The 25,200-nt window shown below is 71.3% G+C and carries 31 protein-coding genes; 15 read left to right on the top strand and 16 right to left on the bottom strand.

What is annotated here, in order from left to right:
• Positions 1 to 19 precede the first annotated feature (19 nt).
• Both AB0M30_RS13880 and AB0M30_RS13875 read left to right on the top strand, forming a co-directional pair.
• Complete coding sequence (locus AB0M30_RS13880) at positions 20 to 718, top strand: SDR family oxidoreductase (protein ID WP_364583893.1); 699 nt, start codon at positions 20 to 22, stop codon at positions 716 to 718.
• Between the two features lie 13 nt (positions 719 to 731).
• Entirely contained in the window at positions 732 to 1,532 is an 801-nt protein-coding gene (locus AB0M30_RS13875; protein ID WP_364583891.1) for an SDR family oxidoreductase, read from the top strand.
• Position 1,533: 1 nt separating this feature from the next.
• On the opposite strand, the gene AB0M30_RS13870 is transcribed toward AB0M30_RS13875, so the two are convergent.
• From AB0M30_RS13870 to AB0M30_RS13835, 8 genes are all read right to left on the bottom strand, one after another.
• On the bottom strand, positions 1,534 to 2,226 hold the full coding sequence (locus tag AB0M30_RS13870; RefSeq protein WP_364583889.1) for an ATP-binding cassette domain-containing protein: 693 nt from the start codon (positions 2,224 to 2,226) through the stop codon (positions 1,534 to 1,536).
• A complete protein-coding gene (locus AB0M30_RS13865) occupies positions 2,223 to 3,941 on the bottom strand; it encodes an ATP-binding cassette domain-containing protein (protein ID WP_364583886.1) in 1,719 nt (572 codons plus the stop codon). Before AB0M30_RS13865 ends, AB0M30_RS13870 begins: the two co-directional genes overlap by 4 nt.
• On the bottom strand, positions 3,928 to 4,788 hold the full coding sequence (locus AB0M30_RS13860; RefSeq protein WP_364583883.1) for a branched-chain amino acid ABC transporter permease: 861 nt from the start codon (positions 4,786 to 4,788) through the stop codon (positions 3,928 to 3,930). Before AB0M30_RS13860 ends, AB0M30_RS13865 begins: the two co-directional genes overlap by 14 nt.
• A gap of 10 nt (positions 4,789 to 4,798) precedes the next feature.
• Entirely contained in the window at positions 4,799 to 5,971 is a 1,173-nt protein-coding gene (locus AB0M30_RS13855) for an ABC transporter substrate-binding protein (protein WP_364583881.1), read from the bottom strand.
• Positions 5,968 to 6,363, bottom strand: coding sequence for a nuclear transport factor 2 family protein (locus tag AB0M30_RS13850; protein ID WP_364583878.1), 396 nt, complete (start codon positions 6,361 to 6,363; stop codon positions 5,968 to 5,970). The genes AB0M30_RS13855 and AB0M30_RS13850 overlap by 4 nt, the downstream gene beginning before the upstream one ends.
• Before the next feature lie 11 nt (positions 6,364 to 6,374).
• Positions 6,375 to 7,142, bottom strand: a complete 768-nt coding sequence (locus tag AB0M30_RS13845) for a MoaF C-terminal domain-containing protein (RefSeq protein WP_364583875.1) — start codon at positions 7,140 to 7,142, stop codon at positions 6,375 to 6,377.
• Between the two features lie 57 nt (positions 7,143 to 7,199).
• Entirely contained in the window at positions 7,200 to 8,144 is a 945-nt protein-coding gene (locus AB0M30_RS13840; protein ID WP_364583873.1) for a helix-turn-helix domain-containing protein, read from the bottom strand.
• Positions 8,145 to 8,433: 289 nt separating this feature from the next.
• A complete protein-coding gene (locus AB0M30_RS13835) occupies positions 8,434 to 9,660 on the bottom strand; it encodes a cytochrome P450 (protein ID WP_364583871.1) in 1,227 nt (408 codons plus the stop codon).
• Between the two features lie 935 nt (positions 9,661 to 10,595).
• On the opposite strand from AB0M30_RS13835, the gene AB0M30_RS13830 reads away from it, so the two are divergent.
• The gene (locus AB0M30_RS13830) at positions 10,596 to 10,958 is read left to right on the top strand and encodes a hypothetical protein (RefSeq protein WP_364583868.1); all 363 of its coding nucleotides are present in this window, start codon (positions 10,596 to 10,598) and stop codon (positions 10,956 to 10,958) included.
• Between the two features lie 140 nt (positions 10,959 to 11,098).
• Here AB0M30_RS13830 and AB0M30_RS13825 read toward each other — a convergent pair whose 3' ends face one another.
• On the bottom strand, positions 11,099 to 11,689 hold the full coding sequence (locus AB0M30_RS13825; protein ID WP_364583866.1) for a helix-turn-helix domain-containing protein: 591 nt from the start codon (positions 11,687 to 11,689) through the stop codon (positions 11,099 to 11,101).
• Positions 11,690 to 11,728: 39 nt separating this feature from the next.
• Between AB0M30_RS13825 and AB0M30_RS13820 the strand changes: the two genes are divergently transcribed.
• From AB0M30_RS13820 to AB0M30_RS13805, 4 genes are all read left to right on the top strand, one after another.
• Entirely contained in the window at positions 11,729 to 12,028 is a 300-nt protein-coding gene (locus AB0M30_RS13820; RefSeq protein WP_364583864.1) for a hypothetical protein, read from the top strand.
• Between the two features lie 129 nt (positions 12,029 to 12,157).
• Positions 12,158 to 12,484: a helix-turn-helix transcriptional regulator gene (locus AB0M30_RS13815; RefSeq protein WP_364583863.1), complete on the top strand. Its 327-nt coding sequence runs from the start codon at positions 12,158 to 12,160 to the stop codon at positions 12,482 to 12,484.
• Entirely contained in the window at positions 12,481 to 13,239 is a 759-nt protein-coding gene (locus AB0M30_RS13810) for an HD domain-containing protein (protein WP_364583860.1), read from the top strand. The genes AB0M30_RS13815 and AB0M30_RS13810 overlap by 4 nt, the downstream gene beginning before the upstream one ends.
• Before the next feature lie 38 nt (positions 13,240 to 13,277).
• Positions 13,278 to 13,958 (top strand): hypothetical protein, encoded by a 681-nt coding sequence (locus AB0M30_RS13805; RefSeq protein ID WP_364583857.1) that lies wholly within the window; start codon positions 13,278 to 13,280, stop codon positions 13,956 to 13,958.
• Positions 13,959 to 14,035: 77 nt separating this feature from the next.
• Here AB0M30_RS13805 and AB0M30_RS13800 read toward each other — a convergent pair whose 3' ends face one another.
• Positions 14,036 to 15,367, bottom strand: a complete 1,332-nt coding sequence (locus tag AB0M30_RS13800; RefSeq protein WP_364583856.1) for a peroxidase family protein — start codon at positions 15,365 to 15,367, stop codon at positions 14,036 to 14,038.
• Between the two features lie 99 nt (positions 15,368 to 15,466).
• Positions 15,467 to 16,672, bottom strand: a complete 1,206-nt coding sequence (locus AB0M30_RS13795; RefSeq protein ID WP_364583853.1) for a low temperature requirement protein A — start codon at positions 16,670 to 16,672, stop codon at positions 15,467 to 15,469.
• A gap of 131 nt (positions 16,673 to 16,803) precedes the next feature.
• Here AB0M30_RS13795 and AB0M30_RS13790 point away from each other — a divergent pair, with 131 nt between their 5' ends.
• From AB0M30_RS13790 to AB0M30_RS13770, 5 genes are all read left to right on the top strand, one after another.
• Positions 16,804 to 17,016 (top strand): hypothetical protein, encoded by a 213-nt coding sequence (locus AB0M30_RS13790; RefSeq protein WP_364583851.1) that lies wholly within the window; start codon positions 16,804 to 16,806, stop codon positions 17,014 to 17,016.
• Positions 17,013 to 17,366: an antibiotic biosynthesis monooxygenase family protein gene (locus AB0M30_RS13785; RefSeq protein ID WP_364583849.1), complete on the top strand. Its 354-nt coding sequence runs from the start codon at positions 17,013 to 17,015 to the stop codon at positions 17,364 to 17,366. The genes AB0M30_RS13790 and AB0M30_RS13785 overlap by 4 nt, the downstream gene beginning before the upstream one ends.
• Positions 17,367 to 17,427: 61 nt before the next feature.
• Positions 17,428 to 17,574 carry a hypothetical protein gene (locus AB0M30_RS13780; RefSeq protein WP_364583846.1) on the top strand — a complete coding sequence of 49 codons (147 nt, stop codon included), beginning with the start codon at positions 17,428 to 17,430 and terminating at the stop codon, positions 17,572 to 17,574.
• Between the two features lie 72 nt (positions 17,575 to 17,646).
• Positions 17,647 to 18,015 carry a cupin domain-containing protein gene (locus AB0M30_RS13775; RefSeq protein WP_364583843.1) on the top strand — a complete coding sequence of 123 codons (369 nt, stop codon included), beginning with the start codon at positions 17,647 to 17,649 and terminating at the stop codon, positions 18,013 to 18,015.
• Complete coding sequence (locus tag AB0M30_RS13770) at positions 18,012 to 18,746, top strand: NAD(P)H-binding protein (RefSeq protein ID WP_364583840.1); 735 nt, start codon at positions 18,012 to 18,014, stop codon at positions 18,744 to 18,746. Before AB0M30_RS13775 ends, AB0M30_RS13770 begins: the two co-directional genes overlap by 4 nt.
• A gap of 33 nt (positions 18,747 to 18,779) precedes the next feature.
• Here the strand turns inward: AB0M30_RS13770 and AB0M30_RS13765 are convergent, their stop codons facing one another.
• The 5 genes from AB0M30_RS13765 to AB0M30_RS13745 form a co-directional block, all read right to left on the bottom strand.
• A complete protein-coding gene (locus AB0M30_RS13765; RefSeq protein ID WP_364583838.1) occupies positions 18,780 to 19,145 on the bottom strand; it encodes a hypothetical protein in 366 nt (121 codons plus the stop codon).
• Between the two features lie 20 nt (positions 19,146 to 19,165).
• The gene (locus AB0M30_RS13760; RefSeq protein ID WP_364583835.1) at positions 19,166 to 20,059 is read right to left on the bottom strand and encodes an RNA polymerase sigma-70 factor; all 894 of its coding nucleotides are present in this window, start codon (positions 20,057 to 20,059) and stop codon (positions 19,166 to 19,168) included.
• Between the two features lie 77 nt (positions 20,060 to 20,136).
• Entirely contained in the window at positions 20,137 to 20,511 is a 375-nt protein-coding gene (locus AB0M30_RS13755) for a hypothetical protein (protein WP_364583833.1), read from the bottom strand.
• Positions 20,508 to 21,542, bottom strand: coding sequence for an FAD-binding protein (locus AB0M30_RS13750; protein WP_364583831.1), 1,035 nt, complete (start codon positions 21,540 to 21,542; stop codon positions 20,508 to 20,510). Before AB0M30_RS13750 ends, AB0M30_RS13755 begins: the two co-directional genes overlap by 4 nt.
• Positions 21,543 to 21,544: 2 nt before the next feature.
• Positions 21,545 to 22,303: an SDR family oxidoreductase gene (locus AB0M30_RS13745; protein ID WP_364583828.1), complete on the bottom strand. Its 759-nt coding sequence runs from the start codon at positions 22,301 to 22,303 to the stop codon at positions 21,545 to 21,547.
• A gap of 155 nt (positions 22,304 to 22,458) precedes the next feature.
• On the opposite strand from AB0M30_RS13745, the gene AB0M30_RS13740 reads away from it, so the two are divergent.
• The 3 genes from AB0M30_RS13740 to AB0M30_RS13730 all read left to right on the top strand — a co-directional run bounded on the left by AB0M30_RS13740 (position 22,459) and on the right by AB0M30_RS13730 (position 25,198).
• Entirely contained in the window at positions 22,459 to 23,505 is a 1,047-nt protein-coding gene (locus AB0M30_RS13740) for a ferritin-like protein (protein ID WP_364583825.1), read from the top strand.
• 944 nt (positions 23,506 to 24,449) lie between these two features.
• The gene (locus AB0M30_RS13735) at positions 24,450 to 24,821 is read left to right on the top strand and encodes a hypothetical protein (RefSeq protein WP_364583824.1); all 372 of its coding nucleotides are present in this window, start codon (positions 24,450 to 24,452) and stop codon (positions 24,819 to 24,821) included.
• A 230-nt stretch (positions 24,822 to 25,051) separates the two neighbouring features.
• Positions 25,052 to 25,198: a hypothetical protein gene (locus tag AB0M30_RS13730; protein ID WP_364583822.1), complete on the top strand. Its 147-nt coding sequence runs from the start codon at positions 25,052 to 25,054 to the stop codon at positions 25,196 to 25,198.
• The last annotated feature ends 2 nt before the right edge of the window (positions 25,199 to 25,200 follow it).

Below are 25,200 nucleotides of genomic sequence, written 5' to 3'. Positions count from 1 at the left end.
CCGCGGTGAGGATGGGCGCATGCGAACCGAACTCGCCGGGAAGGCGGTGCTGGTGACCGGCGGCGCGTCCGGCATCGGCTTGGCCTGTGCCCAGGCGTTCCGCGCCGAGGGTGCGCGCGTCGGCGTCGTCGACCGCCGGGCCGGTCCCGGCGTCGTCCAGGCGGACGTCACCGACGAACCCGCGCTGGCCGCCGCCGTCGACACCGTGGCCCGTGGCTTCGGCGGCCTCGACGCCGTGGTCGGCTGCGCCGGGATCTCCGGCCCGGTCGGCACCCCGCTGGCCGCGACCACGGCCGACGACGTCGCCCGGGTCCTCGCGGTGAACGTCACCGGGCAGTTCCTGCTGGTCAAGCACGCGCTCCCCTGGCTGGCCGACGGCGGCGCGGTGGTCCTGCTCGGCAGTGACTCGGCGTTCACGGCGGCGCCGGGCATGGTGCCCTACTGCGCGTCCAAGGGCGCGGTGGTCGCGATGACCCGCGCGCTGGCCGTCGAGGTGCCGGGCATCCGGGTCAACTGCGTCTGCCCGTCGGTGGCGGACACGCCGATGGCGCGCGCCGACCTCGGCGCCGTCCTGGACGACCCGGCGTTCCCGGTGCAGGCGGCCGGCGACGTCGCCCGGCAGGTGCTGTTCCTCGCGTCTCCGGCTTCGCGGCCGGTCAACGGCCAGGCCCTGCTCGCCGACTTCGGGATGTCGGCGCGTTCCGCGTTCCCCGCATAGGAAAGGATCCATAGTGGACTCATCAGGCAAGGTCGTCGCGATCACCGGCGGCGGCACCGGCATCGGCGCGGCGGTGGCCCGCCGGTACGCGGGCGAAGGCGCGCGCGTGGTCGTGCTGGGACGGCGTCGCGAGCCCCTCGAGAAGGTGGCCGCGGAAACCGGCGCGCACGTCATCACCGGCGACGCGAGCGTGCGTGAGGACGCCGAAAGCGCCATCGCCGAGATCATCGGTGAGTACGGACGGCTGGACGTCGTGGTCGCCAACGCCGGCGGCCACGGCCTGTCGTCGGTCGTCGACACCGGCGACGACGAGTGGGAACTGGCCCTGCGCTCGAACCTCTCCAGCGCGTTCGTGTTCTGCCGGGCCGCGCTGCCGTCGCTGGTCGAGACGGGCGGGCAGGTGGTCGTGGTGTCGTCGCTGGCCGGGCTGTTCGCCGGGCCGAACGTCGCCGGCTACACCGTGGCGAAGCACGCGCTCATCGGCCTGACCCGCTCGATCGCCCGCGACTTCGGGCCGCGCGGGGTGCGGGCGAACGCGGTGTGCCCGGGTTGGGTCCGCACCCCGATGGCGGACGGCGAGATGGACCAGTTCGCCGCGGCGGCCGGCTTCACCGGCGGCCACGAGGAGGGCTACCGCCGCGTGACGGCCGAGGTCCCGCTGCGCCGCCCCGCCGAGCCCGGGGAGATCGCGGCGATCGTCCGGTTCCTGGGCTCGGCGGAGTCGTCCTACATCACCGGAGCGGTGATCGTCGCCGACGGCGGGGCCCACGCCGTGGACCTGCCGACCCTGGCCTTCGAGCGCGCCGGGATGTGAGTCAGGACCCGAGGTAGGCGGAGTGCAGGGTGGCGGGGGAGTCGAGGAGGGTCTGCGCGTCACCGGTGTAGGTGACGCGGCCCGACGAGACCACCACCGCCTCCTGCGCGACGCCGAGGGCCAGGTGCGTGAACTGCTCCACCAGCAGGATCGCCGCGCCCTCGGCCGCGAACCGCGTCACGACGGGCAGCAGGCGGGTGAAGACCACCGGGGCCAGGCCCAGCGACATCTCGTCGATGAGCAGGTACGCCGGGCGCGCGGCGAACGCCCGCGCCAGCACGACCATCTGCTGCTCGCCGCCGGACAGCAGGGCCGCGGGGGAGTCACGCCTTTTCTCCAGCTCGGGGAACAGCCCGAGGACCTCGTCGACGACCGCGGGCGTGCGGGCGGTCAGGCGGAGGTTCTCCAGCACCGTCAGGCCGGGGAACACCGCGCGGCCCTGTTCGATGTGGGCCAGCCCGAGCCGGGCCCGAGCCACCCGCGAATGCCGGGTGACGTTCACCCCGCCCAGGTGAACACTGCCCGTGGACGGCGGCACCACGCCCGACACCGCCTCCAGCAGGCTCGTCTTCCCGGCGCCGTTGGGCCCGACCAGCGCCGTGATCCGGCCCGGTTCGAGGACCAGGTCGACGTCGCGGATGACCGGGCCGGCCCCGCGCTTCACCGTCAGCCCGTGGACTCGCAACGCGTTCACAGCAGCTCCGTTTCACCCATGTACGCCTTGAGCACGGCCGGATCGGCCAGGACGTCGGCCTGCGGCCCGCTCGCCAGCACCCGGCCGAAGTCGAGCACGGTGAGCGTGTCGCAGACCGACCGGACCAGGTCGAGGTCGTGCTCGATGAGCAGCACCGACACCCCGAACCGCGCGGGCACCTGCCGCAGCCGGCGCCCGAACGCCACGTGCTCCTCGTGCGGCAGGCCGGCCGCCGGCTCGTCGAGCAGCAGCACCCGCGGGCGGGCGAGCAGGTGCCCGACCACTTCGACGAGCCGCCGCGCGCCCGCGTCGACCCGCGACAGCGGCGTCCGCGCCGCCGGGCAGCCGAAGAACGCCAGTGCGTCGGCGACCTCGCGGCCGGGGAGCCGCCGCCGGGCGACGAACCGGACGTAGGCGCCGACGGTGAGGCCGGGCGGGACGCGGTCCTGCTGGAACGTCCGCCGCAGCCCGCTGCGGGCCCGCCGCGTCGGCGAGCCGGTGAGCGGGCGGTCGCCGAGGGTGGCGGTGCCGGCGGCCCGGGGCAGGAAGCCGCTGATCGCGTCGACCAAAGTGGACTTCCCGGCGCCGTTGGGCCCGATCACGCCGAGGATCCCGTGTTCCGGCACCGTGATGTCCACCTCGGACAGCGCGGTGACGTGTCCGAAGGAGACGCTCAGCCCGCGGACCTCGAGCACCGGGTGGCCGGGTGGCAGCGGCTCGACGTCGGGGATGCTTTCGGTGAGCCCGACCCCGGCCGTCCTGCCCGAGCGGCGGCGGTACCAGAGGGCCCGCACGGCGGTGCCGAGGTTGCCGCGCCCGGTCAGGGCCTGGACGCCGAGCACGCCGAAGACGACGAAGCCCCAGTCCTGCGGCACGCCCCAGCGTTTGAGCAGCTCGGGCACGGCGACCCAGAGCAGCGCGCCGAACACGGCCATGTCGATCAGGTGCGCGCCGGACATGACGGCCAGGACGTACAGCGCCAGGGACTGGATGGCGGTGAAACTGGCCGGGAAGGCCAGGCCGACCTGCCCGGTGAGCAGGCCGCCGCTGATCCCGCCGAGAGCGGCGCTGACCGCGAAGGCGGTGAGCTTCGACGTCCGCACGCCCGCGCCGACCGCCGCGGTCCCGCGCTCGGAGAAGGCGACGAGGTGCCAGCTGCTGCCCCACCGCCCGCGCCGCAGGAAGTGCACGACCAGCCCGCAGGCGATGAGCACCAGCACGGCGAACAGGAAGTAGGACCGGTCGTCGGAGAACGCCTCGGGCCGCTCGACGGAGAGGCCTTCGGTGGCGCCGGGGAACTGGATCTGCACGAGCGTGAGATCGGCGGCGGCGGCGAGCCCGAGGGTGACGACGGCGAGGGTGATGCCCCGCAGCCGCAGGGCGGGCAGCCCGACGAGCACCCCGGCCACGGCGGCGGCGAGGCCGCCGAGCAGCAGCCAGGTGACGAACCCGCCGGGCACGCCGGCCACGTTGCAGGCGGAGACGACGAACGCCCCGACGGCGGCGAAGGTGAGCTGGCAGAGCGAGATCATCCCGGCGGTCCCGGTGACGACCCCGAGCCCGAGCAGCGCGATGGCCGCGACGACGGCACTGACCCCGAGGTAGACGAAGTACCCGGCGAGCCCGGCGCTGAGCGCGTAGCCGATGCCGGCGGCGGCGGCCGCGACGAGGAAGGGCAGACCCGCCCGCGCGAGACGGTTTTCAGCGAGCCGCATCCCACACCTCCTTGCGCTGTGTCCACAGCAGCAGCGCCACGATCACCAAGAACGGCAGGAAGTACCGCAGCACCGAAAGCCGGTCACTCTGCGCCACCGCGCCCTGGGCCATGCCCAGCACCAGCCCGCCGGCCACGGCCAGGTCCAGCCGCCGGAAGCCGCCCAGCAGGGCCGCCGCCGCGGCCGGCACCACCAGCATCGCCAGCGAGGTCGGGTCGTTCGACTGCGACGGCGCCACGATCGACACCGCCAGGGTCGCGATCACCCCGGTCGCCGTCCACACCCCGACCGACAGCGGCCGGGCCGGGATGCCCAGCAGCTCCGCCGTGGTCGGGCGCTCCGACAGGGCCCGCAGGCGCACACCCAAGGCCGTCCGGGCCAACACCGCGCGGCAGCCCAGGGCGACCAGGATCGCCAGCGCCACCGTGAGCACGGTGACCTGGCTGACCACCACACCACCGATCGTGAACGCCGGGCCGGCCAGCAGCGGGTGGAACGGCTGCGGCTTGTTCCCGAACAGGATGAACGCCAGCGAAATCAGCAGCAGGAGCACCGCGACCGTCGTCGCCGAGCGCGTGCCGGTGTCGGCCTCGGCCAGCCAGGTGGAGACGATCCAGCCGAGCACCGCGCTCAGCGCGCCGCCGAGCAGGATGCCGGTCAGGGTCGCCAGCCACGACGGGACGCCGAGGTGGACGGCGAGGAAGACGGCCACGTAGCAGCCGAACATCCCGGTCGCGGACTGGGCGAAGTTGACCACCCGCACCAGCCGCGACATCAGGGTCAGGCACACCGCGAGCACCGCGTAGAGCCCGCCGGCGGCAAGACCGGCCAAAGCGCCCTGCAGCATCGACGTCCTCCTACTGCTTCGGGATCCGGAGCCAGTCCTGCGCCACGAGTTCCCACTTGTCGGCGCCGGTGGCCAGCTTGATCGGCCAGCCCGCGGTGTTGTCGTGGTGCGCCTGCGCCGGCCCGAACACGTACGGCGTGCCGACCATCGGGTCGCTGATCGGCTTCATCTCGCGCAGCGCCTTCGACACCGTCTCGCGCGTGATGTCGCCCTTCATCCCGCGCAGCACGGCGAGGAAGTACTTCGCCGCCAGGTAGCCGCCCTGGCTGAACGACGTCAGCGGGATCTTGTTCTTCGCCATCAGCTCCCGCCAGTCCTTGTTGGCCGGGGCGGCGGCGTCGGTGAACGGGTAGAACTCGGCCGGGACGTACACGCCGGCGCCCGCGTTCGAGATCGCCTTGGCGTAGTTCTCGCTGTAGACGCTGGTCAGCAGCAGCCACGTGACGTCGGTCCAGCCCTGCGCCTGCGCCGCCTTGAGCTGGCCGATCGAGTCCGGCTCCACCGGGTTGACGGTGATCGCCTTGCAGCCCGCCGCGCGCGCCTTGACGATGTAGGGCGTGTAGTCCGATCCGCCGTAGGGCACGGTCGAGTCGACGTACTTCAGCTTCTTGCCGGTGATCTTCGTCCACTCGCCGATGGCCGCCTGGTACGCCGGCAGCGTGTTGCCGGCGATCTCCAGCAGCGCGCAGATGTCGTCCTGTTTCAGCACTTCCGAGCCGTAGAGGAGGGTGAGCGTCATGTCGTGGAACGGGCCGACGTTGACCGGCGCGATGTTCGGGCTGGAGAAGCACGCCGGGTCGACGCCGATGCCCGGAATCGACAGGATCTTCTGCTGCTCGTAGTACTTTTCGTTGATCTCGCACTCGATCAGGCTCGACGACCCGACGAGTGCGACGGCCTGGTCGCCGCCGACCACTTCGCGGGCGGCCGCCGCGGCGGCCGCCGGGTCGCCCTTGTCGTCGATCGCCTTGTACTCGATCTTGCGGCCGTTGACCCCGCCGGCCGCGTTGGCCGCGTCGAACACGGCTTTCGCGGCCTGGGACGCCTCCGGGAAGGTGGCCGCGCCGGACAGCGCGTTGACCGACCCGACCACGATCGGGCCGTTCGACCCGGCGTCGGAACCGGCGCAGCCCGCGGTGGCCAGGAGCACGGCCGCGGAAAGGACGGGCAGGATTCTTCTCATTGCTGCTCCTGGAGGGCGGCCACGACGGGCGCGGAGTCGACGATCTGCTCGAAGGACACGACCTCGCCGCTCGCGAAGCGCCACAGGTGCGCGACGCGGGCGGTGAACGAGCGGCCGGTCCGGCGGTGGGTGCCGGTGTAGGTGCCGACGCCGATCACCGCGTCCCCGGCGTCGAGCAGGTCGCCGAGGGTGAAGCGGTAGCCGTCCCAGTCCCGGCCGATGGCCTCGAACACGTGCTCGCGCACTTCGTCCGGGCCGGTGTAGGTGCCGGCGTAGGGGAACCCGGCCGCCTCCGTCCACGTCGTCCCGGGGCCGAGCGGGGCGAGCATGCCGGGCAGGTCGCCGGCGTCGCTGGCCGCGTAGTGCGCGCGGATCACGTCCGGATTGGACACGGGTTGCTCCTTCAGACGGGCTGGGCATCGGGGTAGGCCACCGCGCCCAGCGGGTAGATGTGCCCGCCGGCGCGGGAGTGCTCGGACTCCCCGTCGCCGGTCAGGCCGAGGAACACCCCGGTGGTGCGCAGGGCGTAGCCGAGGTCGTGCAGCCAGACGCTCGCCACGGCGATCCGGAACTCGCGGAAGCAGAACAGGTACAGCCCGTCGGCGAACTTCCACACGGTCGAGAGGTCCATGTCGCCGTGGCCGCGCTGCACGCCTTCCAGGCACTGCCAGGCGTAGCGCTGCGAAGAGACGTAGACGTGCTCGTACAGGTGGTCGGGGCTGTAGCGGTAGAGGTTCCGCTTGCCGATCAGGTCGCGCGACGGTCCGGGCACGGCCCCGGACGGCTCGCCGCCGTCGGTGACGCCCGCCCGGAAGTCCTGCGAGACGCGGGGAACGCCCTCGACGTCCTCGGCGCCGATCACCGAGCGGACGGCGAGGGCGCGGTGGGTGGCGGTCGAGTACACGACGGTCAGCGCCTCGCCGTCGACGCTGGTGAGCGGCAGGTTCACGAAGAAGACTCCGTCGCGCACGGCGACGGCGTCGTACGGATCTTCGACGCCGTTGCACAGCACGTGCTCGGCGTCGGTGAAGCTCAGGGCGAGGACTTCGCCGTCGTCGAGGGTGATCCTGACGTCCCGGCCGGTGAGGTCGGCGTTCGGCAGCCGGTAGGTGGCGATGCCGGCCGCGAACTCGTCGTAGGTGCGCCAGTCGTCGGAGGGGGCTTCGGGCATGGCCTCATCGTCGGGCGGCCCCGGGATCCGGGCGAGCGGTCACGCGCTGGCGGGCAACTACCGGACGCTGACGGTCAACTCCCGGCGCACCTCGCTCGGCGCCCGGCCGAACGCGCTCTTGAACACCCGGCTGAAGTGCGCGGCGTCGACGAACCCCCAGCGGGCGGCGATGGCCGCGACCGGGCGGCCGGCGTACACCGGGTCCAGCAGGTCGCGGCGGCAGTGCTCCAGCCGCCGGGTGCGGATCCAGCCGGAGACGGTGGTGCCCTGTTCCTGGAACAGCCCGTGCAGGTGGCGGGTCGAAATGAAGTGCTCGGCCGCGATCCGCGCCGGGGTGAGGTCGGTCGACTGCAGGTTCGCGTCGATGTGGGCGCGGATGCGGCGCATCAGCTCGTGGTGCGGGTCGGCGTTCGCGCGCGCGAGGTCCAGTTCGGTGGCGACCAGGGTGGACAGCAGGTCGACGGCGCTGTGCGCCAGCCGCGCGCCCGCGGGGCCCGCCAGCTGCTCGAGGTTGCCGCCGAGCTGGGCGAGGAACGGCACGACGACGTTGCCGACGCCCTCCTTGCCCGACATCCGCACCGCGGTCAGCCGCCCGACCAGCTCGGCGGGCAGGTCGATCAGCCGCTGCGGGAACATCACGACGAGGGTCCGGAAGTCCTCTTCGAACACCAGCGAATACGGCCGGTGCGTGTCGTAGAGGGCGACGTCGCCGGGGCGCAGCACGGCCTGGCGGTCGTCCTGCACCAGCAGCCCGGTGCCGGCCAGGATCAAGCTCAGCTTGTAGTAGCGGCGCTCGCCGCGCGCGATCAGCTCCGGCGTGCGCTCCACCACGTGCGGCGAGGCGGTCACCTCGGAAACCTGCACGTCGTCGGCCGCCGACGAGCGGATCCGGCCGCGGAAGCCGTCACCGCCCGCGGTCACGTGCAGCGGCACGAAGGACTGGGAGACGGCGGCGCGGAATTCGGTGAAGTCGCGGGCGATGAGGGTCGTCGGGGCAGGCACAGGGTCACCTCGCAGCGTCGGGAGGATGCAGCGTCGTATACGATAAGCGATACGATCTTTGCCGACAATGCTCGCTCGTCGTGGGCTCGACAGCGGCGTGACGACGTTCTGGTGGTCTGCCGCTCGTCTCAGTTGATCGATGGTCTCGCGATATCGCCCCGCCAAAGGCGCTCGTGACGTACGAGTTGCCGTGGTGATGTCGCAGCGCGACGGTTGGTCGGCGCTCTTCGTCGTCGAAGACAGTGAACGGGTCGAGGACCGGTTCTTCGTCCACTGCGCGATCCGGGCGTCAGCGAGGTGCGGGCCGGAGGTGGACGGGCAAGCTGGTGTGCCCGTTGGACAGGAACGTGGGCAGGGTGGTCAGATCCTCCGGCGGCACGGCGAGGGACAGCTCCGGGAAGCGGTCGAACAGCGCCGGGAGCGCCACCCCGGCTTCGAGCCGGGCCAGCGGCGCGCCCGGGCAGTGGTGCACGCCGTAGCCGAAGGTGAGGTGCGGTGCGGCCGTACGGGTGATGTCGAACCTGTCGGCGGTGTCACCGTGCTGGGCGGGGTCGCGCCCGGCGGCGCCGAAGCCGACCAGGATCGCGTCGCCGCGCCGGATCACCGTGCCGTCCACCTCGATGTCCTCGACCGCGTACCGCAGCGGCGTGTACGGGATCGGCGCCTGCCAGCGCAGCGTTTCCTCCACCACGGCGGTCCAGGGCCGTCGTCCGGACCGGACCAGGGCGAGCTGATCAGGGTGGGTCAGCAGGGCGGTGACGGCGTGGTCGAGGAGGTTCACCGTGGTCTCGTGGCCCGCGGTCATCATCAGCATCATCGTGTCGACGAGCTCGGTTTCGGTCAGCGCGCCGTCCCGGTCGTCGCGCGCGGCGATCAGGGCGCTGGTCAGGTCGTCGGCGGGCGCCGCGCGCTTCTGCGCGATCAGTTCGGTGAACAGGGCGTACGCCGCCGCCACGTTCGCCTGCGCCTGTTCCGCGGTGATCGCGCTGTCGAAGAAACCGTCCACTACTTCGCGGATCCCGGCCCGTTTGTTTCCCGGGACGCCGAACAGCCGGCAGATGACCTCGATCGGCAGCGGGTACGCGTACCGCGCCCGCAGGTCGACGGGCGCGTCACCGGAATCCGCCTCGATGGCGTCGAGCAGGTCCCGGGTGATTTCTTCCACTTTCGGGCGGAGCGCCTCGGTGCGGCGGGCCGTGAAGGCGGCGGCCGTCAGGGAACGCAGCCGCCGGTGGTCGGCACCGTAGGCGGTGAACATGTTCCGGATCGAAACCCAGATCCGCAGCGGCCAATCTTCGGCGATTTCCCCGTTGGTGAACGCGGGCCAGTGCTGAAACGCGTCCTTGGACACCCGAGGGTCGGCCAGCAGCCGACGCAGGACATCGTTCCCGGTAACGGCCCAGGCCGGAACGCCACCGGGCAGTTCGATCCGGGTCACCGGCCCGCGGTTCCGCAGGCGGGCGCCTTCGGCGTGCACGTCCGAACCTTTGACGTCGAGCGTGATCGGCTGTTCCATTCTCATCCCCCTATCGGTTGCGCTGGACCGTAATTCCGGAATGGCGAAGTTCCTCGCGGGTGTCGCCGGCGGCGATCAAGACGATGCGGACGTCACGGTGTAGCTGCACTTGCCTGAACGTCATCGATCACCGCCCCTTCGGCTTCCACGTTGATATCGCGGGCGGCCGTATTGCGTCACATTTTGAGGCGCCGCAGCCCGCAAAACACCCCATTCGGGTGATTCGAGCCCGGGCAAAAGTCCTGCCGGCGCCGTACGCGAGGATCGCAACGCTGGACGGATGTCGCGGCAGTGGGCCATGACGGCGCCCGCCCTCCCGGCGCGCCGGCGGATTGGTGCCGGATGCACAGCGCGGCCCGAATCAGGGTGCACGGTGTCGCACCGAAGGACGATCGCGACGGCGACAGTGGGTCCTCCCGATCGACCGACAAGGGCCATCAGATGCCCCCTCGACGACGAGTGCGTCGTGCTGCCGCCGCAGGTGCGGTTGCGGTCGCCACGGTCTTACGTGTTTCTCGCAATCCCGGCCGGCCTCGCGCTCGACCGGTTCCTCCGGCCGGCCCTCGTCGCCGGCGCGGTCCTCACAGCCGGCGGGGCGTTCCTGAGACTGGTGGCCGACGACTTCGCCTGGGCCTTGGCCGGGCAGGTCGTCGCCGCGGCAGGACAGCCGTTCGTCCTCAACGCCATCCCCGGTCTCGCCGTGGGTTGTCTGTCCGAAAAGGACCGTGCCGCCGGGATCGCCGCCGCGTCCTCCGCCACCTTCGGCGGCATGGTCCTCGGGTACCTGCTCGGGGCGTTCCTGCCCGGTGAGAACCACATCCGCCTCCTCACGCTGATCACCGCGCTGGTCGCTCTGGACGCCGGGCTGTGCCTCGTCGGAGCGCTGCGCTTCGCGCCGGCGCGGGGGGAGTTCCGCGACCGGTGGCCTCCGGGCCGTGCGTGCGGCGTTCGGCAACCGGTACGTCCGGCGGTTGTGCGCGGTCGTCGCCATCCCCATGGGCACGTTCATCGCGCTCGCGACGTTCGCGCAACCGCTGCTGGCGCCGGCCGGAGTCCCGGAAGTCACCGCCGGGCTGATCCTCGCGTGCACCATGATCGCCGGGGTGCTCGGCTGCGCTGTCGTGCCGGTGTGGGCGGACCGGCGCGGCCGCGAGGTCTCGCTCATGGGCGCGGGGATCGCCTTCACGGCCGTGGCCTGCCTGCACTTGGCCCTGGTCCCAGCACGCCGATGGCCTTCCTCACGCTGGTCGGAACGGGCTTCGTGCTGCTCCCGGCGCTGCCCATCGTGCTGTCGCTGAGTGAGCGGCACGCCCTTGGCGCCGAAAGCACGGCCGCCGGGCTGATCTGGATGGCGGGCAACCTGGGCGGTGCCGTGCTCGCGACGGTGATCGGATTCGTCGTGACCAGCCCGGCCATCGCCTTCGCTGGTTCGAAAAGCTCAGCCGGCCATGATCCCGGGCGCGACGTCCAGCACGAGCAGGGCCGCCGCGACGTGGGTGGGGTTGTCCTCGACCTTGACGACCGCGAGGTCGTTGGCGCGCGAGACCCGCCGCTCGACGGTGTTGCGGTGGGCGTAGAGGCCGGCGGCCGCGCGGCTGGTGTTGAAGCCGCACTGCACGTAGGTGATCAGCGTCCGCCGCAGCTCCGGGTCGGCTTCGGCCAGCGGGCCGAGGGTGTTGACGACGAACCGCCGGGCACTCGCGCGGTCCTTGGTGAGGGCGTCGATCAGCTCGACGTCGGCGTAGGCGGTGAACCGCCGGGCGGAGCCGAGCCGGACGATCAGCGCCTGGGCCGAGAGAGCGTCCTGGTCTGGTCGTTGCTCGGCGGCGACCAGAGCAGCGTGCTGTACGACGTCGCCTACTTCTTCGACGCCTTCTCGCGGTCGGTCGGCATCACGCTCATCCTCGTCATGGGCTTGCTGAAGGTCACCCGTGGCTACAGGCCGTCCGTGGCCGTCGATGTCGGCGTTTTCGCACTCGCCACCGCGGCCGGGCTGTTCCTCCGGCACTTCCACGGTGAAGACCCCCATGCCGACAACGCCGCGTTCGCCGTCGCCGCGTTCTACGTCGTGGTCAACCTCGTCTCGGCGGTCTTCCTGGCGTACTTCGCCAAGCGGCTCTGGGACGCCGGCGCGAGGTGGCCGGCGGTCTGGACGGGACTGGTCACCGCGGCCGGCACCACGATCGCGATCGCCTACGACTTCTTCCCCTTCCCGTTCGACGACGCGAGCCGCACGTTCTTCTACACCGCCGCGCTGGCGACGTGGGGCACCCAGGGATTCGTCTACTTCTTGGCCTACCGCGTGCTGCACGACCACAACGTGGCCGCAGGCACGAAGACGACACAGGAAGCGGGGGCGACTTCATGATGGATCCGGCACTCGAGGAGCACATGGGTGAGGACGCCGGCCGGGCGCAGCCTTTCCTTCGAAGCTTGATCGAGGGTGTGGGCTTGGTAGCGCTGGACGGATGAGGACTACCTATGTAGAGTACGGCATATGGTCGGACCGCGGATGACGTTGCAGACCCAGCTGGTATTGCGCGCCTTGCTGCAGCGGCCCACGCGGGAGCAGTACGGCTTGGAGCTGTGTGCGGAGACGGGCCTCCCCAGCGGCACCATCTATCCGATCGTGGCCCGGCTCGAGAACTTCGGATGGGTCGAAAGCCGCTGGGAGGACCCGAACGAGCACATCACCGAGGGGCGGCCGCGACGCCGGTACTACCGGCTGACCGACGATGGGGCGGAGCAGGCGCGGACCGCCCTCGCCCGCGCGTACCGGCCGGCGCGGATGCACGGGTTCGGCCTGGCCGGGGAGCCGGCATGACCACCGTCCCGCCGCAGGTTGCCGAGATCGCGGGCCGGTATCCGGACGCCGATGCCCGGCTGGTCGAACGGGCCTACGTGTTCGCCGCGTTCTGGCACCGAGGCCAGACCCGGCGCAGCGGCGACCCCTACATCTCCCACCCGGTCGAGGTCGGCGCGACGCTGGCCAGGCTGGGACTGGACGCGCCGATGGTGTGCGCGGGCCTGCTGCACGACGTCGTCGAGGACACCGGTTGCCCGCCGGATCAGCTGCGCACCGAATTCGGCGACGAAATCGCGGCACTGGTCCACGGGCTGCTCACGCTGGAGCGGGAGGGCGGTTCGTGGGAATCCGCCGATCGACGGGTGCTGATCCTCAAGCTCGCCGACCGGTTGCACAACATGCGGACCATCCGGTTCGTGCCGCGGGCCAAGCAGGAGCGGATATCCCGGGAAACCCTGGAAGTGCTGGGGCCGCTGGCCGGCCGGCTCGGCCTCGATACCGTGAAGGCTCAGTTGGAAGCGCTGTCGCTGGCGACGCTCTACCCGGATCGGTTCGTCGCCCGGACCGGACCGGTCCGCAGCCTGCGCGTCTCGCGAAGGGTGCTGGCGATTTCGGCCGTGCTGCTGCCTGTCGGCGCCCGGGCCCGCTGGCTCGAGGAATGGACCGCCGAACTGCACGCATTGCCCGGCCGTCGCGCCAGGACTCGCTTCACCGTGCAGATCCTGGTCGGCATGGTGCGGCTTTCGGTCGTGCTGCGGCAGGCCGGGCCATGAGAAGGCCGCCGCGGCACGAGCCGTGCCATCGGGCGATCATGGCGGTGGACGTCGAGGCCTCCACGACCCGGCGCAACCCGGACAAGATCAGGCTGCGCGCGGCGCTCTATGAGATGTTCGAAGCGGCCCTGCACACGGGCGGGATCACCCGGCGGCGCCGCGACCCGCTCGTCAACTGCGGTGACGGAATCCTGACGCTGATCCGCCCGAGCGACCGCACGCCGAAAACACTGTTGCTCAACCGTGTGGTTCCCACACTCGACCGGCTGCTGGCCGCACACAATGCGAACCACCCGGCCCACTGCCTGCGCTTGCGCGCGGCCGTGCACGCCGGTGAGGTCCACTACGACCGCCACGGCTGTTTCGGCGAGGCCGTGGACCTCACCTTCCGTCTGCTGGATTCGCCCGAGCTGAAGACGGCGCTCAGCCGGTCGAGCACGCCGCTGACGCTGGTTGTCTCCGACGGCATCTACCAGTCGATCATCCGCCACGGCTACGACCGCATCGAACGACACGACTTCCGGCCGCTGGTGCACGTGACAGTCGCCGACCAGCGTCACCACGGCTGGGTTCTCTCATCGCGGCAGGACTTCGGCCAGCACGACGTGCCCGCCGAAGATCTTGGCGTAGAACTCGCGCGACACTTCGACGTCGCGCACGGTCAGGAAGTGCGTGACGATCAGGCCCTGATCCGGCGCGGGAAAACCTTCCATTACTGAAATCTCCTCCCGGTCGTCGCCGGCGAAGACCGGACAGCGGTGCGATGTGACCGTCGCCGCGGGCGAGTTTCCTCGGCTCAGCGCGCCGTGTGGCCCAGCGTGAGCAGGTCGGCCAGGCCGTAGGCCGGTCCCGCGGCGGGCAGGGTCGGTCGCCAGCCCGGTTCGCCGTTCAGGTAGCTCGCCGGGTCGGCGCGCACCAGTCCGATCAGGACTTCCGCGACGATGCGGCCGCCGACCTCGCCCAGGCGGTCGCCGCCGCCGTGGTGCTGGGCTTCGTTGAGGACGTAGATCCACAGCGGCGTGCCGTGCGGCCAGGAACCTTCGCCCGCGGTCAACGGCGGTACGCCGAGGTGCCGGGCGACGGATTCGCCGCTGGGCAGTCCGGTGGTCTCGCCGCGGAGGAGGTCGCGGACCGCGAGCGACCGGTGGGCGACGGCGTCGACGGTGCCGGTGACCTGCTCGGGCAGCGCGATGAGGCTCGCGGGAAGGCGGCCGTCGATGCGTTTGGCCCGCTGGGCCGGCGGGTGGCCGGGCAAGTCGAAGATCAGCGCGAGGTCGAGGTGCCGGCCGGCGGGCACCGGCCGGAACCCGACGAGGTCCGGGAAAAGCGGCAGTTCGGGGCCGCCGGGGACGAGCCGGTAGGTGTGGCGGATCTGGCTGTGGCCGTAGCGGAAGGCCGCGTGGGAGAACTCCAGCGGGATGGCGGCCTGTCCCGGCGGCGGCGCGAACCACCGGCCGCCCGTCGCGAGCACCTGCTCGACCAGGGGCAGCCCGACGAGCCTGGGCAGGAAGTCGTGGACCACGATCCACTGGTAGTGCCAGGTGAGTGCCTGCCGCGCCCGGTCGAAAACGTCGGTCACGCCGTCGTCGCGCAGCAGATCCACGATGCGGTTGTGGGCCCGCAGCAGCGCCGTGTGCAGGGTTAGTGCGACCAGGTGCGAGTCGTTGCGGGGGTCGCCGATCAGGGCCACCCCCTGCCGGTTGCGGGGCACGTCGTAACCAGCGGGGCGGCCGAGCAGGAACTTCGCCGGATCGTCCGTGTCGTAGAGGAACGGCGAACCGATGGGACCGTCGGAGTAGAGCATCTCCAGGTCGAGCTTCGGTGCGCGGGCGTTGCGCAGCGCTCCCGGGCGCAGGTCACCGGTGATGGAAGAGCGGTCGGCGGTGATGTCGTGCGCGATCAACTGGCCGAAGAACGGCCACCCCGCTGCCTCGGCCGCGTCGTCGCCGCCCGGCCCGGGCATCGCCGCCGCGTCGCAGATCCCGCCGTGGCCGCCCGCGCGCACCAGCAGCCGCGGATCAGTGACCAGTGGGGCGAGGCCGGGGAACATGCGCCCGTACCGGCTCGGCCCGGCCGGCGACGGGTGCCCGGCCTCCGCCTCCGCGATGGGGGTCACCACGGTCGTCACGGCATACCTCCTGTTTGCTGGGGATCGTCGTGATCCCGGTGCCAGTGAGGACAAGACAGCCCGGCGGCGTGTGACAGCTCCGGTGAGATCCGGATCTCCTCACGCGGCCGGGCTGACGATGGCGTCGAGGACCCGGGTGATGGTGAAAGCGACCAGCAAGGCGCAGGCCGCCGCGATGCCCGCGACCACGACGGCCACGCCGGTCCACGGCGCGGCGAGCGGGAGCAGGAACACGACGGTGGCGCAGGCCAGAACCGCGCCGGGACGCAGGACGGTCCTCGCCACGATCGGGACGTGGATCAGCCACAGGAGCACGAGAAACACGCCCACGGAGGCTGCGACGGCGTAGCTGATCAGAAGCGGTGAGGCCGGCAGGTGGTGCCCGGTGTCCTCGACCGCGACCTCCAGGCTCGCGCCGAGTGTCGCGAGCGCCGCGAAGATGCCGAAGTGGCCGTAGCCCCACAGGTAGGACCCCTCGCGGCGATCGCGCAGCCCGTCCCCGGCCGGTTCCAGGAAGTACAGCCACCAGGTAGCGAAGAGCAGCACGAGGCCGGAGACCGAGATCGTGACGAACGCGGCGCTGATCTCCGCCGCCTGCAGAACTCCCCGGACACCCGTGATCGCGGCCAAGACGCTCTCGCCGAGCAGGATGATCGTGAACAGCCCGTAGCGCTCGGCGATGTGGTGCGGGTGCCAGGTGGTGGCGCCGGGCCGCTCCGCCCAGCGTGGCACCGCGAGTTCCGCGGCAGCCAGCGCGAGGAAGCACACCGTCCGGGTGCCCGGCGAAAGGACACCCGTCTCGCCGAGGACGAGCCAGCCCACCCAGCCGATCTGCAGGACGGTGATGCCGGCGGCGTAACGGAACGCGGTTCGCCTGCGCGCCGGGTCCTCGAGGCCGGCCCGCAACCACTGCGTGATGAGCCCGATCCGCATGACGAGGTAGCCGGCCGCGACGGCGCGGTAGTCGCCGGTGGCCGTGGCGGGCACCCCGGCGGCGAGGACCAGCACACCGGCCATCTGCACCATGGTCAGCAGCCGGTATGCCACGTCGTCGGTGTCGTAGGACGACGCGAACCACGTGAAGTTCATCCACGCCCACCAGATCGCGAAGAACACCTGGAGGAACCCGGCCAGGCCGGTCCAGGCGTGGCCGTCGGCGATCCGGTGCGCGAGCTGGGCGGTGGCGGCCGCGACGGCGACCACGAAGACGAGGTCGAACAGCAGCTCGAGCGGGCTCGACGCGCGGTGCGGTTCGTCGATCGGGCGCGCGCTCATCCGGACGCGGATCCGGATCCTGGTGCTCATCGGCGGCAAGGGCTCGCTCCATTTCACTGGGTCGGTCGCGAGCCAGGACAGCGCAGCACCGGCGTTCGTGACCGGAACGGAACTCAGGTCGCGCCTGTCACAACACGGCGGGCTGCCTTGTCTCACGGGACATGAGCACGCCGGACCACGAAAAGTTCCTGCACGGGCTCGAGATCGAGGTGTCGGCCGAGCTGGACATCGCCGAATCGAGCCATCCCGGAGACGCCGCCCGCACACCGGTCACCGAATGGCTGTTCGACCCCACCGACGCCGAGCGCTACGAGGTCGACCTCCGCGGTCTTCTCGGCGCTGTCGAAGCGGTCGAGGAAGGCGAAACCAGGTGAGCAGATCCCTGGCATCGAAGACCGGTGTCGACGAACCGGTCACGGTCATCAAGTACTACACCGTTCCGGCCGGCGAAGCCGGTTATTTCGTCGAGAGGTACCTGGAGAACGCCCGGATCATGTCGGCCCAGCCCGGCTTCGTCCGATCTCGCCTGCACCGGCCGCTCGCCGACGCCCCCGAGGTGCGGTTCGTCCACATCGCCGAGTGGTCATCGGGCTCCGCGCTCGACAAGGCCACCGGCAACCCCGAATGGCATGCCTCGCTGCGCCGCATGTTCGACGATCCGGGCCTGCACATCACCTCGGAACCTGCCGGCTATCGCGTCGTCGTCGAACTCCACTCCGCCTGACCGCGGGGATGCCGGGCATGGCTGCTCGACGCGGTACGCGGCCGGGTTCCGGTCCCCGTCGGTGCGGGCACCTCTGGATGAGCCGAGTCCGAGTGAGCTGCGCGTCCTGCGGTACCTGCCGACCAACTTGACGCGTCCGGAGATCGCGGGCGAACTACGCCTCCTGTCGGCGAGCGGCACCCTCGCGACGCCGCGCGGCGGCACGTGACGGTCCGCCGGTCACAAATCGCGCGGCTGTCCGGTCCTAGCGGGTGTATCCGTTCGTCGAGGAGGTCTTCTCATGTCTTTGACCGTGTTGCAGGAGGCGAAACCGCCGTTCGTGCCGGAGGGGGCGCATGCGATGACCATCGTCATCGAGTACCCGCCGGGCGACCCCGGCACCCCGCCGCACCGCCATCCCGGACCGGCCTTCGGCTACGTGCTGGAGGGCGAAATGGTCTTCGAGCTCGAAGGCGAGCCGCCGCGGGTCGTCCGCGCCGGCGAGGCGTTCTGGGAACCGGGCGGCGACGTCATCCACTACCAGGACGGCAACAACCGCGACGACGTCCCGGTGCGGTTCACGGTCACCATGCTCTGCGAACCCGGCAAACCGATGGTCGACCTCGTGAGCGAGGACGAACTCAGCGCGAAGGGATGGTCGCGGAAGTGAAGATCGCCGTCATCGGCGGGACCGGGCTCATCGGCTCCCGCGTGGTCAAGATCCTGGCCGCGAACGGGCACGAAGCGGTCCCGCACTCGCCGTCCACCGGGCTGGACCTGCTCAGCGGGCAGGGCCTGGCCGAAGCGCTGGCCGGGGCCGGCGTCGTCGTCAACCTGACGAACTCGCCGACGTTCGACGACGCCTCGCCCGCGTTCTTCCGGACGACCATGGACAACCTGCTGGAGGCGGCGGACGCGGCCGGGGTCGGCCACGCGGTCATCCTCTCGATCGTGGGCGCCGAGCTGGTGCCGGACCTGGTCTACTACCGCGCCAAGGTGCTGCAGGAGGACATCCTCAAAGCCGGGCCGGTGCCGTACTCGATCGTGCGGGCCACGCAGTTCTTCGAGTTCATGGGCGCGACGATGTCCTGGACCTCCGACGAGAACACCGTCCGCCTGCCCGCGACGCGCATCCAGCCCATTGCCGCGGACGATGTCGCCCAAGCGGTCGCCGACGTCACCATGGGTGCCCCGCTGCGGGGGACCCGGAACGTCGCCGGGCCGGAGGTGTTCGCCCTCGACGAGCTGGGCCGGATCACCCTGGCCGCCCAGGGTGACCGGCGGCCGGTCGTGACCGACGACCAGGCCGGCCTGTTCGCGGCCGCGTCCGGCGACGCCCTCGTCGCCAAGGACGGTGCCGTCATCGCGAAGACCACCTATCGGGAGTGGCTGGCGCGGTGACGGAGACCGGGCCCGCCCGGCGTGCGGGCCCGGTCAACCGCGGTGCCAGGCGGTCAGCTTGGCCGGGTTGAGCACGATCCAGAGCGTGGTGATCCGGGACCCGGCGGTTTCGGCGCCGACGACCGCGACGGCGCGCGAGGCGTGGCGTAGGGCGAGCCCGGCGCGGCCGTTGACGGACTCGACGGTGAGCTCGGCGTCCGCGGGCCCGCCCAGGACCTCGATGACCAGCCGGGCGACCTCCGCCGCGCCGCGCGCGGTCCCCGCCGGCGCGGGCACCAGGTCGCCGCCGTCGCACGTCGCGACCGCGTCGTCGCCGAGGATGGCTTCGAGCGCGGCGCCGTCCCGGCGGCGGCAAGCCGCGGCGAACCGGCGCACGGTCGCGTCATGCGGGTCGAACACGGATTCCTCCCGCCGGCGGGTCAGGCCGGGACCGGCACCGCCTGGTTCTTCTCGGGGTTGACCAGCCACAGCACCTGATCGATGCCTTCGCTGGTGGCGCTGACGGTGAGCAGGCCGTACGGGACGCCGCCCTGGAGGAGCACCGCGGAGGTCTGCCCGTTCGTGACGGCCCACCGCACGTCGATGCCGTCCCAGAACCAGGTGGAGATCGCCAGCAGGAACTTCGCCACCCGCGCCGTGCCCACGACCGGGGTGCGGGCGACGCCCTTGCGGCCGTTGCCGTCGGACAGGCTGGTCACGTCCGGCGTGAAGAGCCGTTCCAGCGCGGCCATGTCCCCGGCGCGGGCGGCGGTGAGGAACGCGGTCAGCAGTTCCCGCTGCTCGGCCGCGGGCACCGACGCTTGCCGCTCGCTCGTGAGGTGCTTGCGGGCCCGGCTGACCAGCTGGCGCACCGCGGGTTCGGTCGACGACAGGATGTCGGCGATCTGCGCGTAGGTGTAGTCGAAGGCTTCCCGCAGCACGTAGGCCGCGCGTTCGCTGGGGGTGAGCTTCTCCATCAGCAGCAGGGTCGCGAACTCCAGCGCTTCACCGCGTTCTGCGCCCAGGTACGGGTCCGCGGCGGTGTCGACCGGTTCGGGCAGCCACGGCCCGACGTAGGTCTCCCGGCGTTTCCGGGCCGACTGGAGGACGTTGATGGCCAGCCGGGTGGTGGTCGTCGCCAGGAACGCTTCCGGGTTGGTCACGGTGGACCGGTCGTAGGTCTGCCAGCGCAGCCAGACCTCCTGCACCAGGTCCTCGGCCTCGGTGACGCTGCTGAGCATGCGGTAGGCGATCCCGAACAGGCGCGGCCGCGCGCTCGTGAAGGTGGCCGTGGCCGCCTCGAGATCGGCCAGGTCGCCGAGTTCGGCACTCATCCCGGAATCCGTCACCCCCCGACTCTACGATGTCGGCTTCCGGGGGCCCCGGCCGCGCGGCCGCGGCCCCCGGAAGCTCATTCGACGAGCTTGCCCGCGGTGGACACCTCGCGCATGAGCGAAGCGATGTCCTCTGGGATCGGGGGAAGCTCTTCGCGCGCGACCCGCCCGGGCCCGGACCAGACGAGGTTCACCCGCAGCGACTCGTCGAGGTCCGGGTGGTCCGCGCGGTTGTGGCAGCCCCGCGTCTCGCGGCGTTCGAGCGCCGATTCGAGCGTGGCCCGCGCGGCGAGCACCGCCGCCTCGAGGTCGAACGCGTGCGCCAGGTCCTGGAACCCGGCGATGCCGGGGTGGACGCCCACGGCACCCATCCGGCTTTCCAGTTCGTCCAGCTCGGCCAGGCCGGCGCGCAGGCCGGTCTCGTCGCGGACCACTCCGGCGTGTTCGGTCATGGTGTTGCGCACCGTGCGCTGCAGGGCGCGCACGTTCTCCGGGCCGTCCGCGGCCAGCAACTCGTCGACCTCGCCCCGGGCTTCCTCCGTCGCCGCCGCCGACCGCCGTGCAGACCGCTCGCTGCCTCGCCGAGGGCGTACAGGCCCTCGACACCGGTGCCGTGGTCCTCCCGCCGGACCCACACCCCGCCCATCGAGTAGTGCGCGGTGGGCGCGATCTCGATCGGTTCCCGGGTGATGTCGAGCATCTGCAGTTCGAGCAGGGTCTGGTAGACGCGGGGGAGCCGGCGCATGATCGTCTCCCTCGGCAGGTACGAGACGTCGAGCCGCACCCCGCCACCCGGCGTCCCGCGGCCCTCCTTGATCTCGGTGTAGGCCGCCGGCGCCACTCTGTCGCGAGTGGACAGTTCCATGCGGTCCGGATCGTACTCGGCCATGAACCGCTCGCCGTGCGCGTTGCGCAGCACTCCGCCTTCGCCGCGGCCGCCTCCGAGACGAGCGTGCCCGCGGCGTTCTCCGGCGCGATCAGACCCGGCGGGTGGAACTGGACCAGTTCGGCGTCCCGGATCCGGCCGCCCGCCAGCACGGCCAGCCGGAAGGAGTCGCCGGTGTTCTCGTCGCGGCGAGACGACGACGCTTTTGGGGGTCCGGGTGGCGGAGCCCCCGGCCTGGGGCGAAGCCCCGGATGTCACAGTGCGGCGCCAGATGCGCGTGTGCCCGCCCGCGGCGAGGGGGTCCTCGATGCCCCGGGCTGCGTTCTCGGTGACGATCCGCACGGTCTCGGGATCGGCCAGCAGGTAGCTCTCCTCAAGCGTCTCCGCCGCGTGCTGCTGCCACGAGTCTTCCGGGTCCATCGTCGCCGGCGCCGCGTTGATGCCGCCGGCGGCGAGAGTGGTGTGCGCGTCCGACTTCGCCCGCTTGCCGACCGTGAGGACGTCGACGCCGTGCTCGGCCAGCTCGATCGCGGCGCGCAGGCCGCCTCCGCCGGTTCCGATGACGAGGACCGACGTGGCGATCTGGTGCTCGGTCACGGTCACTTCGCCGGCGGCGGGTTGAGCGGGAGCCAGTCGGCGAACCGGGTGGCGGCCAGCTGCGCGCCGGGGCCGGGCAGGAGCATGTCCTTGTCCAGCAGGACGCCGAAGTAGCGCGCGTCCGGGTCGGTGACGACCTCGCGCGGGTCGCCGCGGAAGGCCAGCCCGGTGCGGATCAGCTCGTCGAGCCCGAACTGCTCGGGACCGGCGACCTCGAGAGTGCCGTTCAGCGGTGCGCCGGCGGCGACCCGGCCGACCGCGGTGGCCACGTCATCGGCGGCCATGGGCTGGATGCGCGCGTCCGACAGGCGCACGGTGTTCCCCTCGGTCGCCGCCTGGGCGATGCTGCCCACGAACTCGAAGAACTGCGTGGCGTGCACGATCGAGTACGGCCGCCCGGCCTCCTCGATGAGCTTCTCCTGCGCGATCTTCGCGCGGAAGTAACCGCTTTCGGCGAGCCGCTCGGTGCCGACGACCGACAACGCCACGTGGTGCCCCACCCCGGCCTTCTCCTCGGCGGTGAGCAGGTTTCCGGTGGAGGTGCGGAAGAAGTCCAGCACAGCGTCGTCGGCGAACGAGGGTGAGTTCGAGACGTCGACCAAGACCTGGGCGCCTTCCAGCACTTCGGCCAGCCCTTCGCCGGTCAGCGTGTTCACGCCCGAGTCGGGTGACGCGGGGACCGCTTCGTGGCCGTGTGCGGTCAGCTTCCGGACGAGCTTCGAGCCGATCAGCCCGCTGCCGCCGATCACGACGATCTTCATGGTGTGCCTTCTCCTCCCGCGTTCCGGCCGCTCCGGGACGTCGTTCTCCAGCAAGGACCGGACGGGCTCCCGGTTTGTGACAGCCCGGCTGTCACAAACCGCGATGGGCGTCCGGTCTTGGCTGTCGACACCGATCCGACGAACCGGAGTACCGCATGGACACCCGTGGCGCCCACGCCATCGACACGATCGACGATCTCCGCCGCCACCTGCAGTGGGCGATCGAACTCGAGCACGCGACGATTCCCCCGTACCTGTGCGCGCTGTACTCGCTGGACCCGGCGCGCAACCCCGAAGCCACCCAGGTCGTGGGGACGGTCCTCGCCGAGGAGATGATCCACCTGGCCCTGGCCGCGAACCTGCTCAACGCCGTCGGCGGCTCGCCCAAGCTCGACACGCCGGACCTGTTGCCGCCGTACCCGCACCCGCTGCCCCACGGCGACCGGTCCGTGCACGTCCACCTGGCCCCGTTCGGCCCCGAGGCCCTGGAGCTGTTCCTGCGCATCGAACAGCCCGCGTCGGCGGACGCGCCACCGCAGAGCGACGAGTACCGGACGATCGGCCAGTTCTACGCGGCGATCGAGCAGGGGTTGCGCGCGCTGTGCGACAAGCTGGGCGAGGAGCAGGTGTTCACCGGCGACCCGGCCCGGCAGATCGGCGAGTTCCACCTCCGCGGTGGAGGGGGCGAGGTGCTGCCGGTCCACGACCTGAAGTCCGCGTCGGCCGCCCTGGCGGAAATCGTCGAGCAGGGTGAAGGGGCCGCGCGCACGGACGTGTGGGACGGCGACCGCGACGTCTTCCACCCCGGCCGGGAAGAGGTCGCGCACTACTTCCGGTTCCAGGAGCTGAAAGTGGGCCGCCGCTACCGGACGGGCGACACCCCGCAGTCCGGCCCGACGGGCGAGGAGATCGCGGTCGACCTCGGCGGCGTGCTGCCGATGCGGCACAACCCGCGGACCGCCGACTACCCGGAGGGCAGCCCGATCCGGGTCGCGCAGGAGGAGTTCAACCAGACGTATTGTCTGCTGCTCTTCCAGCTGGAAGAGGCTTTCACCGGCAACCCGGGCGGGATGATGGGCGCGGTCGGCACGATGTTCGGGCTGCGCAAACAGGCGCTGGCTCTGATGAAGATGCCCACCGGAGACGGGAAGACGACCGCGGGCCCGACGTTCGAGTACGTGCCACCCGAGCGGCGGAACTGAAGCACGGGCCGTCAGCCGTTCCGAGGATCGCGCGTTCATGTGATGTGCCGGGCACCCGCCAGGTGAACGATGTCGCACGTGCCTGTGCCGGTGGACCGGACGACTGTTCCACACCGGTCCCATCCCGTCGGCCGGCTCGCTTGATCGACGGTCACGGCAACTGCAGGTCGGCGGCGAGCTTCAGGGTGGGGTTATCGATCAGCTCGGTCCTCGGACACAAATACGTGGGAGATCTCCCAAAGCACAGAGCAGCAGGCCCGCCACGACGGGTCTTTCTCGCGTTCAGCTCCCGTCGATCTCGGCTAGGCTGATCTTGACCGCGCCCTCCCTTCGCGCAGCGCGTCGAGGAGGTGTCGCATGACCCGCATCCCCTCTTTGGCCCTGCCCGGCCGGATCACCTCGCCGGACCCGGAACGCCTGGCCCCGCTTCCTGTCCCGATGGACTTGCCGCCGTTGGGTGATCTCCATGCGGCGGATGGTCCGCGGCTGTCGATCGCGCTGATGGATGGGGGAGGGCGGTTGCAGGACCGCGGCGCTGTCGCGGCCCTCGACTGGAATCCGGGTGACCGGCTGCTGATCACCCTCGTTCGGACCTCGGTGGTGATCCGCCGGCGACCGGACGGGGTGTTCGTCATGCCCCGCAAGCCCTACGTCGCGCTCCCCGCTCCGGTGCGCCGCGGCTGCGGAGCTCTGGCGGGCAGCGGCTGCTGCTGGTCACCGATCCCGTCCACGACGTGCTCATCGTCCACCCCGAAGCCGCCGTGCAGGCGATGCTGCGCACCTTCCACACCTCGCTGGCCGTCCCCGAGGAGGCGTCATGACCGCGACCACTCAAGATCTCGAAGCGGCCCGGCTGCTGTTGTCGCGCCTGGGCGTAGACAGCCAAAAAATGGGCCGAACGCATCATCGGGAGTGTCCGGCAGTCGCCGGCTCCGCAGCGGCTCGTGCCGGGCAGCGACCCGTACCGCTTCATGCAAGCCGGGCTGTCGGAGCGCTTTGCCGACGTCGAGGCGCAGCAGGACACTGCCGCGCAGACCGACTTCGCCGAGCAGGTCTTTCACGGGTCGACCCCAGCGCGGCAACGCGACCTCCACCCGTGCGAGCTGGACCGCGGCTACCGTCGGCGCCGGTGCGGACCTTGTCGGCTCGCATCCGCGGAGGCTTTCCGCGGTATCGGCGATGGTGTCCTCGATCGGCCGGCGTATCAAGATCACGACGACGAACTCACCCTGATCCGCCCGGACGGACACATCGGACTGCGCACCCAGGACGCAGCCGCCGTCCCCGCGTACCTGGCCGCCGTGCCGGCAAGCTGAGCGGGAACTCGGTCACGTCACCCAAGAGGTGAAGTACGACGACTTCGTCTGCGTCTTCTGCAGCTGGCGCGACTGAGCATGCGTGGGGCTCGTCCGATCGGGTGAAGCCGCGTTCTCGGGTAAACCGACTCCCGTTTCTGGCGTGAACCACTCGCCAGGAGGACCGCGAGGTGAACCTCGTCCTCCGAGCGCACCGTCCGTCAGCCCAGGGAGGAGACTGTGAAATTCGCGTGACCCGCGTCGTAGCCTCGGTAGCCGCCGCAGAGACACTGGCGCAGGCGGCGACAGACACCGCGCTGTCGGCGCCCACGGCCATCACGAGCGTGTCCGACGACACCATCTGGCGGATCTCCCACCAGCCCGACCCCCAGAACTAGGG

The sequence above is a fragment of the Amycolatopsis sp. NPDC051716 genome, assembly GCF_040681595.1.
Classification (GTDB): Bacteria; Actinomycetota; Actinomycetes; order Mycobacteriales; family Pseudonocardiaceae; genus Amycolatopsis.
The sequence above is the reverse complement of the archived record's forward strand: the minus strand, read 5'-3'. Positions and strand labels throughout refer to the sequence as shown.